Origin of the sequence: Shinella oryzae (genome assembly GCF_023038235.1) — a bacterium.
Lineage (GTDB): Bacteria > Pseudomonadota > Alphaproteobacteria > Rhizobiales > Rhizobiaceae > Shinella > Shinella sumterensis.
On the sequence record NZ_CP081988.1, the window covers coordinates 640934 to 654107 of the forward strand.

Genomic DNA, 13174 nt, shown 5'->3' on the forward strand with positions numbered 1-13174 from the left:
CGCCCACCCTCGAACGGGCGTGACGTCGCTTCGCATCTAGCGATGACGCCTTATGGAACATCGAACGATTCAATGAGTTTGGCCACCATGCTGCGGGCCGTCGCCCGCGCTTCACAGGAGGTCTCTAAAATGGGTCGTGGTATTCTTCTCTGGCTTCTGGGTATTCCCCTGCCGCTCGTCATTCTGCTTGTCCTGTTTCTGCGATAGGAGGCGGACATGGCGCTTTACAGTTCGGATGTTTCCGACGTCGGTGTCGAATCCGGCCGGCCGGCCCTCGCATGGGGTCCGGTGATCGGGGGCGCGGTCGCAGCCGCCGCCGCCACGATCATTCTGCTTCTCCTCGGCTCCGGCGTGGGCCTGACGATGGTGTCTCCATGGTCAGGTGACAGCGCCTCCCTCGCCACGGTGGGCGTCACGGCGGCGATCTGGTTCGTCGTCGTCCAGTGGCTCTCTTCCGCACTCGGCGGCTATCTCACGGGACGCCTGCGGACCAAGTGGGCCAATGTTCACACGGACGAGGTCTTCTTCCGTGACACGGCCCATGGCTTTCTGAGCTGGGCGCTCGCAACGGTTGTCGTCGTTGGCATGGCTGGCTCGGCTTTCACCGGGCTCGCCGGCGCAGGTGTTCAGGCGGCATCATCCGCCGCTGCGACCGCCACGGTCGCGGGCACGGCAGCCGCGGCAAACAGCGATGCTGCCACGCCTGATGCGGCAACGGGCTATTTCACGGATATCCTGCTGCGTCCGCAGGACGTCGCCAGCCGCGCCCAGACGGACGACGCGTCGGCGGCAGCCGAGATCTCGCGCATTCTGATGCGTGGCGCCGTCAATGACGGCGTGCCGGAAGCCGACCGGGCCTATATCTCGTCCATCGTCGCTTCGCGCGCCGGCATTTCGCCGGAAGAAGCCCGCGCACGCGTCGATCAGGTCCTGACCCAGATCGAGGATGCAAAGAACGCTGCCCTCAAGGCGGCCGACGATGCACGCAAGTCCGCGGCCACGGCTGCCATGCTTGGTGCGCTGTCCTTGCTGGTGGGTGCCTTCATCGCCTCTGCCGCCGCCGCCCTCGGCGGACGCCAGCGCGACGATGACGAAGCAGCGGTGATCGTTGAACGGTGATGACTGGAGAAGCCGCCCGATGGGCGGCTTCTCGCCTTCTGCGGTTCAGTCGCCATCGTCGCCAGCGGCACGGTCGATTTTATTTCCAGCCTGAGGAACATCGCTTCAGTTCCATGGTTCGAACCTCGTCTCTCAAACTAGAACGGATACTCTCATGGCCACGGAAAAAACTTTGAACGACCTTTTCCTTGATACCCTCAAGGACATCTACTTCGCTGAAAAGCAGATCCTCAAGGCCCTGCCGAAGATGGCGCGTGCGGCACAGTCGGAAGAAGGCAAGGCCGGTTTCCTGCAGCATCGCGACGAGACGCAGGGCCAGATCGAGCGCCTTGAACAGGTATTCGAGCTGCTCGGCAAATCGGCGCGCGGCAAGACCTGCGAAGCGATCCAGGGCATCATCGCGGAAGGCGAGGAGATCATGGAAGAATACAAGGGCACGGCTGCCCTCGATGCTGGTCTGATCTCCTCCGCGCAGGCGGTCGAGCATTATGAGATCGCGCGCTACGGCACCCTCAAGGCCTGGGCGAAACAGCTCGGCTTGAAGGATGCCATCCCGCTGCTCGACGCCAATCTCCAGGAGGAGATCGCCACCGACCAGAAGCTGACCGCGCTCGGAGAATCCTCGGCAAACGCCAAAGGCTCCATGAAGAAAGCCAGCTAGACCGTCAGCACCAACAATCAGGCCGCCCTCAAGGGCGGCCTCTTTGCTTCCGGGCCCTCGTGCCCATCGACTTGTTGAGAGGGAGCCAGATCCATGGCTAAGAAAACAACTGCCCCGTCGCAGCGCCGTGCGGCCGATACCGCCACCATCCACGATGTGAAGCTGCAACGGGGGGAAGGCGGCGAACTTCACCAGACTGCTGATGACGGCGACGCGCCGATCCTGACCACCGCCCAGGGCGGACCTGTCGCCGACGACCAGAACTCCCTGCGCGTCGGCCCGCGGGGTCCGCTCGTCATCGACGATTTCCATTTTCGCGAGAAGCTTTTCCACTTCGACCATGAGCGCATTCCCGAGCGTGTCGTTCATGCCCGCGGTTACGGGGCGCACGGCTTCTTCGAAACCTACGCATCGCTTGCCGCCTATACCAAGGCCGATCTTTTCCAGCGGCCCGGCGAGCGGACGCCAGCCTTTGTCCGGTTCTCGACGGTTGCCGGCAACAAGGGCTCGGCCGACCTTGCACGCGATGTTCGCGGCTTCGCCGTCAAGCTCTATACCCAGGAAGGCAACTGGGACCTCGTCGGCAACAACATCCCGGTTTTCTTCATTCAGGATGCGATCAAGTTTCCTGACCTGATCCACGCCGCCAAGCAGGAGCCCGATCGGGCCTTCCCGCAGGCGCAGACGGCGCATGACACGTTCTGGGATTTCATCAGCCTGACCCCGGAGAGCATGAACATGGTCATGTGGATCATGTCGGACCGGACCATTCCGCGCTCGTTCCGCTTCATGGAAGGCTTCGGTGTCCACACTTTCCGCTTCGTCAACGCCAAGGACGAATCGACCTTCGTGAAGTTTCATTGGAAGCCGAAGCTGGGGCTGCAATCGGTCGCCTGGAACGAAGCGGTCAAAATCAATGGCGCCGATCCCGATTTTCACCGTCGCGACCTCTGGCAGGCGATCCAGTCGGGCAATTTCCCGGAATGGGAATTGCAGGTCCAGCTGTTCGACCAGGATTTCGCCGATAGCTTCGACTTCGACGTGCTCGACCCAACGAAGATCATCCCCGAGGAAATCCTCAAGCCGCAGCCGGTCGGGCGGCTGGTGCTCGATCGCATGCCGGATAACTTCTTCGCCGAGACCGAACAGGTCGCCTTCATGACGCAGAACGTGCCGCCGGGCATCGATTTCAGCAACGACCCGCTGCTGCAAGGTCGAAACTTCTCCTATCTCGACACCCAGCTGAAGCGCCTGGGAAGCCCGAACTTCACACACCTGCCGATCAATGCGCCCAAGTGTCCGTTCGCGCATTTCCAGCAGGACGGCCACATGGCTATGCGAAATCCGGTTGGCCGGGCGAACTACCAGCCGAATTCGTTCAACGAGGGACCGCGCGAATCCCCCATGCGCGGCCATCGCCCCTACCCCGTCGAAGAGCGAGGCATCAAGGCACGGTTGCGTCCCGAGAGCTTTGCCGACCACTACAGCCAGGCCCGGCAGTTCTATCTCAGCCAGACTCCGCCCGAGCAACGCCATATCGCGGCCGCGCTCACCTTCGAACTGAGCAAAGTCGAAACGCCCGTCATCCGCGAGCGTATGGTCTCGCATCTCCTCAATATCGATGAGACGCTGGCAGCGACAGTCGCTCAGAAACTCGGCTTCCAGTCGATGCCCAAGCCCGCCGACGCGGCGGTGCCGACGCGCCAGGATCTGGAGCCGTCGCCGGCACTCAGCATCGTCGAAAAGGGCCCCAAGCGCTTCGAAGGCCGCAAGCTCGGCATCCTCGTCACCGACGGCGTGGACGCCAAATTGCTGAAGGGCATGATGGCGGCGGTGGAAAAGGAAAAAGCCGTCTGTGAACTGATCGCTCCGAAGGTCGGTGGCGTGACGGCGTCGGATGGATCATGGGTCGAGGCACATCACATGATAGACGGCGGACCGTCCGTCCTGTTTGATGCCGTCGCCCTCCTGACGTCCGCAGAGGCCATCGACGACCTTGTGATGGAAGCGACCGCTCGTGACTTCGTCGCGGATGCTTTCCAGCACTGCAAGTTCATCGGCTATGACGCGTCGGCAGCCAAACTGCTGGAAAAAGCGGGGATCGGCGATACCCTCGACGAAGGCGTCATCATGCTTCCGGGCGAGGGTGGGCTGGCAGGCTTCGTTTCCGAACTCGGCAAGCTGCGTGTCTGGGGACGCGAACCCTCGGTCAAACTCGGCAAGGCGTCACCGCCAATCAAGTAGATCGACATCCGGCGCGGCAGAAATGCCGCGCCTCTTCTCTGTTCTTACGCCAGGCGAAATCAGGCGTGTTGCGGGGCGCAGAATATCCGGTCGGAATGCCCCGGCACGGTCCATGGCCTGCTGGCCCCTCCCAGGCTTTCACCGACCGCCAACCCGGCCTGGATGGCATCCTCGTGAAAACCCGATCCGAAATACGATCCGCAGAACCAGGTGTTGCCTTCGCCTTGGAGTGACCAGAGCTGCTTCTGCGCGGCAAGGGTCGCGGCGTTGAAAAGGGGATGCTGATAAAGTCCCCGCCAGATAACCTTGTCCTCGGCCGGCGCATGGAGCGGGCTGAGCGTCACGAAGAATGGACGTTCATCGGCGATACCCTGTAGCCTGTTCATCCAGTACGTCACGCAGGGCTTGCGCGGCGCGGTACCATCGCGCCCGGACTTCGCCAGATAATTCCAGCTCGCCCAGACGCGGCGCCGGCTCGGCATAAGGCTTTCGTCCCGGTGCAGGACGGTTTCGTTATCGCCGTAGGCAAAGACGCCCAGCAGGTCGGACTCCCGTTGCGAGCGATCGGCCAGCATGCCGAGGGCCTGGTCGGCGTGAGCGCCGATCACGACATGATCGAACCATTCGGGCTCAGCATCCGGCACGGAAATCTCCACGGCACCGTTCACCCGGCGGATCGACTTCACCGGCGCATTGGTGCGGATGCGATCGCGGAACGGAGCGATCAGCCGTTCGACATAGGCACGGCTGCCACCATCGACGGTCCGCCAGACCGGCCGACGCGCGAATTTCAGAAGACCATGGTTTTCGCAGAAACGCACGAAGGAAAGGGCCGGATAATTGCCGATTTCCAGCGCCGGCGTCGACCAGATCGCGGCCGCCATCGGATAGAGATGATCCTCACGGAAGGCGCGGCCGAAGCCCGCACTGTCGAGATAATCGTTAAGGCTCGCAGAGGGATCGAGATTTCTCACACCGCTCGGCGCCTGCCGATAAAAGCGCACGAGATCGCGCAGCATCGACCAGAAACGCGGGCTTGCCAGATTGCTGCGCTGCGCGAAAAGGCCCGCAAGGTTTGTCCCCGCATATTCGAGCTGCCCCCCATCCATGGAAACGGCGAAGGACATGTCCGACGCCCGGGTGGGGACTTCGAGATGCGCAAACAGCGCCGTGAGGTTGGGATACGTCGCCTCGTTATAGACGATGAAGCCGGTGTCGACGGGAGCGCCGCCCGCCTCTACAGTATGCGAATGGCCGCCCACGCGATTGTCAGCCTCGAAAACCGTTACCTCATGGCGCTGCGACAGAAGCCATGCAGCGGAAAGACCGGCAATGCCCGTGCCCACCACCGCAATTTTAAGGGGACGGTCCGATTGAGGAAAATGGCGCATGACAATCCTTCTGCGGCTGCCGAACTCATGAGAAACTAGTAGAGCTCTTTACGAGCACGGGCTTCTGACGGATCACTGCCAGAAACCTATTTCGTCCGGTGTGATCCACTCCGGAAAACGCCGCGTAGAAGGACGCATGAATGAAGTTTCGAGCCCCGTTGAGATTGATCACAAACCCATTGTGCCGACAGGCCGGCGGCTTGCCGTGGTGAGTTCAAGGGATACACAACAGACGCCGTCGCCCGACGCGCTTGTGGAAATGATGATGCAGGTCGCCCAAGGCCGGGACCGTCAGGCCTTCGCGCTGCTCTTCCGTTATTTCGGCCCGAGGCTGAAGACGTTCTTCCTGCGCTGGACGATCTCTTCCAGTGTGGCGGAGGATCTGGTGCAGGAAACGATGCTGACGGTCTGGCGCAAGGCTACCTATTTCAATGCGGAGCGGGCGGGCGTTGCGACCTGGATTTTTACCGTCGCGCGCAACATTCGCATCGATCATCTGCGCCGGCAGCGTGATCCATCGGCGCTGCCGCCAGACCCCGAAGACGGACCCGAGACGATCGAGGACGAATTGCTCGGAGCCGAGCGCGACGCGCAGGTGCGCCGGGCGTTGACGGCTCTCTCACCGGAGCAGCAGACGATCATCCGGCTTTCCTACTTCAGCGAGAAATCGCAGACCGAAATCGCCGATGAGCTGGGTATCCCCCTCGGCACCGTGAAATCTAGAACACGCCTGGCAATGAATCGCCTGCGCGCGCTGCTGGAAGACAAATCATGACCACCACACATCACGCAACCGACGAAACTCTGATGCGCTTTGCCGCCGGCACGCTTGCCGCGGGACCAGCCATCGTGGTCGAGGCGCATCTGGCGAGCTGCCCGGCCTGTCGCGCCCGCATCGGCACGTTCGAGGCGCTCGGCGGCGCCGTCCTGGAAGATATGGCCCCCACCCCGCTTTCGGCGAAAGCATTGAACGACACGCTCGCCATGCTCGATGACGAGGAGGACGCAGCGGCAATTACACAGCCGCCGCTCGCGCCCGTGGAAATCGAGGGCATTCGCCTGCCGGACGCGTTGCGCGGCTGCGATATCGGGCGCTGGCGCTGGATCGGTCCCGGCATGAAGATGAGCCGCGTCGGTGTTCCGCAGGATCCCGACGCCAATCTCATCCTGCTGAAAGTCGGCCCAGGTCGCGCCCTTCCCGATCATGGCCATGTCGGTACGGAGTTCACCTACATCGTCTCCGGCTCGTTCTCCGACAAGTTCGGAACGTTTCGTCCCGGCGACCTCGCCGAGATGGACGACGACGTCGAGCACCAACCCATGGTCGACCCTGATGGCGAATGCATATGCCTTGCCGCCATGGAGGGCAAGATGCGCTTCAAGAATGTCATCGGTCGCATGTTGCAGCCGATTTTCGGGATCTGAATCATGACGGCGGCGGTGCTTTTCCTTCTCCTGGCTGCCGCCGCCGCGCTGGTGATGACCGCTGTGTGGTTTGCCGTCATCAAGGGGGCGGCATCCGGCTTGGTGGATGCGGTCTGGTCGTTCCTTGTCGGCGCTGCCGGCGTTACGGCAGCACTCGCGCCTGTTGATGGCTGGGAAGGCGACTGGCAGCGCCGGCTCCTCATCGCCGCGGCCGCTGGGCTCTGGTCCTGTCGGCTGGGCATCCATATCCTGCGGCGCACTTTGCAAGGCGGCGAAGATCCGCGTTATGCCCGATTGCGTGAGGAATGGGGGGAAAGCTGGCGCTTTCGCCTGTTTCTCTTCCTGCAGATCCAGGCCGCAGCAGCCCTTCTCCTGGCCGCGACCATCTTTATTGCGGCGAGAAATCCGGCAGAGGGGCTGCAATGGAGCGATATTGCCGGCATCGCCATCCTCGCCATGGCCGTGATCGGTGAGGGTATCGCCGACGCGCAGCTGTCACGGTTCCGCCGCAAGGCCACCAACGAGGGGAAGGTCTGTGACGAGGGGCTGTGGAGCCTTTCCCGTCACCCCAACTACTTCTTCCAGTGGCTCGGCTGGTGCGGATATGCGGTCATCGCCATCGGCCCGGCTGGCGCGTGGAGCTGGGGCTGGGTGGCACTCGCCGGTCCGGCCTTCATGTACTGGCTGCTCGTGCATGTCTCGGGAATCCCCCCGCTCGAAGCTCACATGATGCGCTCGCGGGGCGCTGCCTTCACCGCCTATGCCGATCGCGTCAATGCGTTCTGGCCCGGGCTGCCAAACAGGGAGAAGACGTCATGAACCTTGCCGTTACCGCGATCACTGCCGCCGAGCGTTTGCCTGTTCCCGACCCTGCCCTTCGCTTCGGCATCAGCCGGCTGGTCGGCCGCACGCGACGCCTGCTGGCTGAGACCGGCGGCCCGACCGATCACGACTTTGCCCGTTCGATGACCGATTGGCCGATAGCCGTTCACACCGATGAAGCAAATTCCCAGCATTACGAACTGCCGGCGGCGTTCTTCGCGCTGACGCTCGGTCCGCGCCGAAAATACTCCTCCTGCCTCTATTCCTCACCCAGCACCACGCTGGCGCAGGCGGAAATTGCGGCGCTTGAGGAAACATGCGGCCATGCGGACCTTGCCGACGGGCAGGACATTCTCGAACTGGGATGCGGCTGGGGCTCGCTTTCCCTCTTCATGGCCGAGCACTACCCAGCCGCCCGCATCGTTTGCGTTTCGAACTCGGCCTCGCAACGCACCCACATCGAGGCGCAGGCTGCCGCGCGCGGTCTCGGCAACCTCTCGGTGGTCACCGCCGATATGAATGTGTTTTCTCCCGAAGGCACTTTCGACCGGATCGTTTCGGTCGAGATGTTCGAGCACATGTCCAACTGGAAATCTCTTCTGGACCGGGCGCGCGGCTGGATCCGCGATGATGGCCGGCTTTTCCTGCATGTCTTCTCGCACCGCAAGACCGCCTACCGTTTCGACCATTCCGACAAGGCGGATTGGATCGCTCAGTATTTCTTCACCGGCGGTGTCATGCCGAGCCACGGTCTCGTGCGGGAATTCAGCGACAGCTTCATCGTCGAAAAGGACTGGCGCTGGAACGGCAAGCACTACGAGCGCACTGCCCTGGACTGGCTCGATAATTTCGACAGGAACCGAGACGAGATCCGAACCATTTTCAATGCGACGTATGGGCCTGATGCCGCGCTCTGGATGCGGCGCTGGCGACTGTTTTTCCTCGCCACGGCGGGGCTCTTCGGCCACGCCAATGGCGAGGAATGGGGTGTCAGCCACTATCGCCTCCGCCCCGCCGGCGCAGGACTGTGATCTCTCTTCTTGCAAAGGCAGCCGAGATGGTTCGGGCCTATGCCCGCCATCCCGACCCTCGCGTCGCTGCGGCGAACGTGATCGCGTTGCTGGTCGCCTCCAACCAGCCCTTCTATCCGCTTTATCTTTTCTGGCTGGTCAGCGACGACATCACCGCAGCGTGGTTCACATTCTTCTCCACGCCCTTCTTCCTCGCCGTGCCGGCCGTTTCACGCCGGAACGGCGTGGCCGGCCGGGCGCTCCTTCCGTTGGCGGGCATAGGCAATACGGTGCTTTCGGCCTGGCTTTTCGGCACGGCCTCAGCGGTCGAGATCTTTCTCATTCCCTGCGGGGTCATCGCATTGTTGCTGTTTCGCCCTCGTGAGCGTCTGGCTGCGCTGGCAATCACCGCAATTGCTTTCGGCGTGTTTCTCTTGCTGCATGATGGCTATGGACCACCGCTCGCCGCCTACGATGCGGCCGAGTATGCCGCGCTGGCCCGCCTCAATCTCATAAGCGCCAGCACGCTGACAGCCTTTGTCGCATTGCTATTCTCCGGCATGCTCGCCGAGGCGGAACGATCACCCAATGCGGCTGGCGACGAGAAAACCGGCTGACGCGCCGACAGCGGTCACGAAGGCACCCCAGGGAATATCGGCAAGGGTTACGGCAAGCGGCCAGTCCTTCAGCGTCGCCTGGTTGGTCAGGTCGTAGGTCGCATACGCCACAAGCCCGAGCACCGCGCCATTCAGCGCAGCCTTGGTGAGACCGCCACCATGAAGTGCGGGCATCACGGCAAAGAAGACGATGCCGGCGACATAAATCAGATAGAAGACGATGGCCGGCGCCAGATGAAACTGCGGTGCGAGCTTATCGCCCATCAGCGGCCTGTATAGCATGTCCGCCATGGTCGACAGCCAGATGGCATCGACGATCAGGAATGCGATGCCGGTCGCCAGGTAAGCCGTTGCGATCGTTTTCATGGCGGTGTCTCCTGCGGTTTCCTCGTCACTGTCTACGCCATCCCGACTTCGGCGGATCACCGAAAGTGAACCGATCGGCGCGCACTTGCGTATTTCAAGCAAAGGCAAGGAGGATGGATCGATGAGAATAGCCGTTCTGACTGCATGCGCCGCCTTGATGTCGACCACCGCTGTGTCCTACGCGCAGCAATCTGCCGATCCCAGCGGCGTATGGCTGCGCGACGATGGCAATGCACGCGTGCGCATCGCGCCCTGCGGCAGCAACATCTGCGCCACCAATCTGTGGATTGGCGATACCAGCAAGGGTGAAGAGGCAGGAGACCGGCTGGTCATGTCGCTCAAGCCGAAATCGGCGGACACACTCGCCGGCACCGCCTATGATGCCAAACGCGACCGAACATATGCGATCACGGTGCAGGTCTCAGGCAAATCGCTTGTCACCCGCGGCTGCATCCTGGGCGGTGTGTTGTGCAAGAATGTCCACTGGCAATCGGCGCCGTAAAGGCTCGGCCAAGAGGAAAAAGATGAGGCAAGACCGCATTACGAGCATGGCCGAGAACGGACCGGCGCCAACGGCGGCGGGCACGCTTTATCCCGGTAAGGTCATGCACCAGCGGCTCAATCCCTTCGGACACCGTTTCAGCTACAGCGTCTTCTCCCTGCTGGTCGATATCGACCGTCTCGATGCGCTGTCCCAGAGCACCCGCCTCCTCGCCGTGAACAAACCGGGCATTCTTTCTTTCCGCGAAAGCGATCACGTCGAGGAAAAGGGTGAGACGCTGCGCATGTTCGCAGACCGCCTGCTGGCGCGTGCCGGGCTCGACAAGCCGGCGGCGCGTGTGTTGCTGCTCGCCTATCCGCGCATGTTCGGGTATGTCTTCAACCCTCTCTCGACCTACTTCGCCTATGATTCGGACGAACGGCTGGTCGCGATCATCTACGCCGTGCGCAACACCTTCGGCGAGCGGCACAGCTATGTCGCGCCGGTGCTCGAGGATGAGAAAAGCCCTGCCGGCATCCGCCAGTCCCGAACCAAGATCTTCCACGTCTCGCCCTTCATGGACATGGGACTGCGCTACCACTTCCGCGTCCTGCCGCCCGGAAAAGCGCTGCGCATACGCATCCATGAGACCGCGGGTAAGGAGCCGGTCCTGGCCGCCACGTTCCATGCGCAGGCCGCGCCGCTGACCGACGTCAACCTCGCGCGGTACCTCGTGCGCTTTCCCTTCATGACACTGAAGGTAATGGCCGGCATTCACTGGGAGGCGCTCAAGCTCTGGCTCAAAGGCGCGCGTTTTCGCAGCAGCCCGCCTCCCCCCGAGACGGCGAGCTATCGGGATGCGGCGTGACGCCGTGCCAAGCGTATATTGAACTGTCGGATTACGCCTTCATTCGACGTTCATCCCGGAGGCCGTGGAGGTTCAGGTGGGCGATGATCTCGTCCAGCCGATAAGGCTTGGGGATGAAAGTCTCGCCGGGCTCCAGATCTGCATCTGTGGGATGACGTCCGCCGGATGCAACGATGACGCCCACACGGTTATCGTGGTTCCGAACGAAGCGCACGAGATCGAACCCGTTGAGCCCCCCCGGCATATCCACGTCCGTTATCAGAAAATCGATAGGATGCGTGCCGAAGGCTGCTATGGCCTCAAGCACACTTGACGCCTCGATGACGTCATGCCCCTCATCCAGAAGGGCATCGGCCAGGGCCATGCGGATCAGCGGTTCGTCTTCCACGACGAGCACGGTTAGATGGGGCATGCTGAGACCTCCGTACTTCGGTTACGCGTTCAACGCGGTCTCCCCACAATCAGTCGGCCCCTACAAAAGAGTTTTCTCCAACAAACTTAATAAAATGAGAATAAAAGTTTAAGCGATGCTTAACCCCGTCGGGCTGTCATGAACCGCCTTCGAGTTTGTTTGGCCGGCTAAAGGCACGTCTACGTCCGAAACCGCGCGGATCGATACGACCGGAACAGCGCTATTTCACGTCGATACAGTGCTTTAGCAGCTTTGTTGCATGTTCGATTTCATCTTCGTTCGAGGCGGCAAAGCCGACGAGGAGCGCTTTGCACGGTGATGTTCGATCCGCATAGTAGTAGGATAGTTGCTCGACCCCGAGATTCTGCTGACGGCACCGGATCAGAACTGCATTCTCGTCAATGGATTGATCCTTGAAGTAGCACAGGTTGTAGAAGCCTGACGCGAATTCCGGCGGCTCGAAAATGTCGGAGAAGTCCGATCTCAGGATCTGCAGCAGACGGGTCTGGCGCTTGGCATAGATCCGCCGCATGCGATGAAGATGCCGCGTATAGTGACCATCCTCGATAAGACGGCCGACGATCTGTTCGGTGAACTGCGGCAACGCCCTGTAGCGGACCTGGATCAGTCGACGGCATCGCTCCGCCAGCGCCCGCGGCATGATCATGTAACCGACGCGCAGCGATTGCAGCAGCGTCATGCTGAAGGCGCCGACATAGATAACCTGCCCGGCCTGGTCCAAGGCCTTGAGCGGCGGGATGGGTCCGCCGCGGTACCGGAATTCGCTTCCCAGGTCGTCCTCGATGATCAAGGTGTCACGGTCAGCGGCCCAATGCAGCATCTCCAGTTTGCGCTTCAGGGGCATGGCGACCGTCATCGGCTGCTGCTTGGCCGCGGTGACGAAGGCGAGCTTGATATCCCGATGTGCGACCGTCTCGGGATTTGGGCCTGATACATCGACATGCATTGGAACGATATTGCAGCCAGCGGACTGGAAAATCGACCGGATGGCCGCCATTCCCGGTTCCTCGAACGCAACCGTATCTCCGGGGTTCAACAGCAGTTCGGCAAGAAGCGTCACGGCGTGGTGCCCACCCAGCGTGGTGACCACTTCCTCCGGTTCACAGCGGATACCGCGGCTTACCGCGATATGGCGGGCAATCTGCTCTTCGAGCAGAGAGGGTTGAAAGATCTCCCGATAGTTGACGATGCGGAAATCCCCCTCCGCATAAACTTCCCTCGTCAGCCGCGACCAGATGTCCACCGGAAACAGCCTGTGATCGGGGCTTGCCATATGGAGGTGCTGGGAGCCGTCGTTCAGCGTCAGTGAGGTGCGCCATGTCAGCGCCTGTCCGCGCCGCGACAGCATTTTTTCGAAGCGTCCGGTGGCGGCGTCGTCTGGCTGTCTCCCCACACCCGCTCCGGCCTCCTGCCGCCTCGGGACGGTTTCCACATAGGTGCCGCTGCCCCGCGCGGAGTGGAGATACCCTTCCGCGGCAAGTTGATCGAGTGCCGTGACCACGGTGAAGCGGGAGACGCCGAGGCTTTCTGACAGGACGCGTGATGATGGAATGCGTGTGCCCCCGGCAATTGCGCCCGAAAGGATCATTTCCCGCAGCCCATCATAAAGCTGGCGATAGAGAGGTCGAGCACCCTGGCCATCAAGCATGAGCCCGTCCAGACTAAAACCGTCAATTGTTCGGCCCATGCCAGCACTCCACGCAGACGTGCCGGCCCGAAAGTGGACTGGTCATTCTT

General features: G+C 61.8%; 14 protein-coding genes. 10 read left to right on the forward strand and 4 right to left on the reverse strand.

Translation table 11 applies throughout. From position 1 onward, the window contains the following. Positions 1–216: 216 nt before the first annotated feature. From K6301_RS19120 to katE, 3 genes are all read left to right on the forward strand, one after another. Positions 217–1119, forward strand: coding sequence for a hypothetical protein (locus tag K6301_RS19120; protein ID WP_134646623.1), 903 nt, complete (start codon positions 217–219; stop codon positions 1117–1119). A gap of 154 nt (positions 1120–1273) precedes the next feature. After that, complete coding sequence (locus K6301_RS19125; protein WP_134646621.1) at positions 1274–1780, forward strand: YciE/YciF ferroxidase family protein; 507 nt, start codon at positions 1274–1276, stop codon at positions 1778–1780. Positions 1781–1873: 93 nt separating this feature from the next. Continuing rightward, on the forward strand, positions 1874–4024 hold the full coding sequence (gene katE / locus K6301_RS19130) for a catalase (protein ID WP_247222131.1): 2151 nt from the start codon (positions 1874–1876) through the stop codon (positions 4022–4024). A gap of 59 nt (positions 4025–4083) precedes the next feature. Here katE and K6301_RS19135 read toward each other — a convergent pair whose 3' ends face one another. Beyond that, on the reverse strand, positions 4084–5415 hold the full coding sequence (locus K6301_RS19135; RefSeq protein WP_247222132.1) for an NAD(P)/FAD-dependent oxidoreductase: 1332 nt from the start codon (positions 5413–5415) through the stop codon (positions 4084–4086). Between the two features lie 136 nt (positions 5416–5551). Between K6301_RS19135 and K6301_RS19140 the strand changes: the two genes are divergently transcribed. The 5 genes from K6301_RS19140 to K6301_RS19160 are packed head-to-tail and all read left to right on the forward strand — an operon-like array spanning position 5552 to position 9289. Further along, positions 5552–6190, forward strand: a complete 639-nt coding sequence (locus tag K6301_RS19140; RefSeq protein WP_134646615.1) for a sigma-70 family RNA polymerase sigma factor — start codon at positions 5552–5554, stop codon at positions 6188–6190. Next, positions 6187–6840: a ChrR family anti-sigma-E factor gene (locus K6301_RS19145; protein ID WP_247222133.1), complete on the forward strand. Its 654-nt coding sequence runs from the start codon at positions 6187–6189 to the stop codon at positions 6838–6840. The genes K6301_RS19140 and K6301_RS19145 overlap by 4 nt, the downstream gene beginning before the upstream one ends. Positions 6841–6843: 3 nt before the next feature. Next, the gene (locus tag K6301_RS19150) at positions 6844–7659 is read left to right on the forward strand and encodes a DUF1295 domain-containing protein (RefSeq protein ID WP_247222134.1); all 816 of its coding nucleotides are present in this window, start codon (positions 6844–6846) and stop codon (positions 7657–7659) included. After that, positions 7656–8693 (forward strand): SAM-dependent methyltransferase, encoded by a 1038-nt coding sequence (locus K6301_RS19155; protein ID WP_247222136.1) that lies wholly within the window; start codon positions 7656–7658, stop codon positions 8691–8693. Before K6301_RS19150 ends, K6301_RS19155 begins: the two co-directional genes overlap by 4 nt. Then, complete coding sequence (locus tag K6301_RS19160) at positions 8690–9289, forward strand: hypothetical protein (protein WP_247222138.1); 600 nt, start codon at positions 8690–8692, stop codon at positions 9287–9289. The genes K6301_RS19155 and K6301_RS19160 overlap by 4 nt, the downstream gene beginning before the upstream one ends. Here the strand turns inward: K6301_RS19160 and K6301_RS19165 are convergent. Beyond that, positions 9254–9655, reverse strand: a complete 402-nt coding sequence (locus K6301_RS19165) for a DUF2177 family protein (protein ID WP_247222438.1) — start codon at positions 9653–9655, stop codon at positions 9254–9256. The two genes, K6301_RS19160 and K6301_RS19165, sit on opposite strands and share 36 nt — an antisense overlap. Positions 9656–9812: 157 nt before the next feature. Between K6301_RS19165 and K6301_RS19170 the strand changes: the two genes are divergently transcribed. Together K6301_RS19170 and K6301_RS19175 are read left to right on the forward strand one after the other, a co-directional pair. Beyond that, entirely contained in the window at positions 9813–10157 is a 345-nt protein-coding gene (locus K6301_RS19170) for a DUF2147 domain-containing protein (RefSeq protein ID WP_247222140.1), read from the forward strand. A gap of 22 nt (positions 10158–10179) precedes the next feature. Further along, a complete protein-coding gene (locus K6301_RS19175; RefSeq protein ID WP_247222143.1) occupies positions 10180–11004 on the forward strand; it encodes a DUF1365 domain-containing protein in 825 nt (274 codons plus the stop codon). Positions 11005–11035: 31 nt separating this feature from the next. On the opposite strand, the gene K6301_RS19180 is transcribed toward K6301_RS19175, so the two are convergent. Beyond that, positions 11036–11416 (reverse strand): response regulator, encoded by a 381-nt coding sequence (locus K6301_RS19180; protein WP_247222145.1) that lies wholly within the window; start codon positions 11414–11416, stop codon positions 11036–11038. Positions 11417–11636: 220 nt separating this feature from the next. After that, on the reverse strand, positions 11637–13124 hold the full coding sequence (gene pdxR / locus K6301_RS19185) for a MocR-like pyridoxine biosynthesis transcription factor PdxR (protein ID WP_247222146.1): 1488 nt from the start codon (positions 13122–13124) through the stop codon (positions 11637–11639). Positions 13125–13174 lie beyond the last annotated feature (50 nt).

What these genes read in the sequence shown, in the direction of transcription:
- K6301_RS19165 (WP_247222438.1), bottom strand. Translation starts at nt 9,655, where the DNA reads ATGAAAACGATCGCAACGGCTTACCTGGCGACCGGCATCGCATTCCTG.
- K6301_RS19175 (WP_247222143.1), top strand. Translation starts at nt 10,180, where the DNA reads ATGAGGCAAGACCGCATTACGAGCATGGCCGAGAACGGACCGGCGCCA.
- K6301_RS19180 (WP_247222145.1), bottom strand. Translation starts at nt 11,416, where the DNA reads ATGCCCCATCTAACCGTGCTCGTCGTGGAAGACGAACCGCTGATCCGC.
- K6301_RS19135 (WP_247222132.1), bottom strand. Translation starts at nt 5,415, where the DNA reads ATGCGCCATTTTCCTCAATCGGACCGTCCCCTTAAAATTGCGGTGGTG.
- pdxR (WP_247222146.1), bottom strand. Translation starts at nt 13,124, where the DNA reads ATGGGCCGAACAATTGACGGTTTTAGTCTGGACGGGCTCATGCTTGAT.
- K6301_RS19155 (WP_247222136.1), top strand. Translation starts at nt 7,656, where the DNA reads ATGAACCTTGCCGTTACCGCGATCACTGCCGCCGAGCGTTTGCCTGTT.
- K6301_RS19145 (WP_247222133.1), top strand. Translation starts at nt 6,187, where the DNA reads ATGACCACCACACATCACGCAACCGACGAAACTCTGATGCGCTTTGCC.
- katE (WP_247222131.1), top strand. Translation starts at nt 1,874, where the DNA reads ATGGCTAAGAAAACAACTGCCCCGTCGCAGCGCCGTGCGGCCGATACC.
- K6301_RS19150 (WP_247222134.1), top strand. Translation starts at nt 6,844, where the DNA reads ATGACGGCGGCGGTGCTTTTCCTTCTCCTGGCTGCCGCCGCCGCGCTG.
- K6301_RS19125 (WP_134646621.1), top strand. Translation starts at nt 1,274, where the DNA reads ATGGCCACGGAAAAAACTTTGAACGACCTTTTCCTTGATACCCTCAAG.
- K6301_RS19170 (WP_247222140.1), top strand. Translation starts at nt 9,813, where the DNA reads ATGTCGACCACCGCTGTGTCCTACGCGCAGCAATCTGCCGATCCCAGC.
- K6301_RS19120 (WP_134646623.1), top strand. Translation starts at nt 217, where the DNA reads ATGGCGCTTTACAGTTCGGATGTTTCCGACGTCGGTGTCGAATCCGGC.
- K6301_RS19140 (WP_134646615.1), top strand. Translation starts at nt 5,552, where the DNA reads ATGAATGAAGTTTCGAGCCCCGTTGAGATTGATCACAAACCCATTGTG.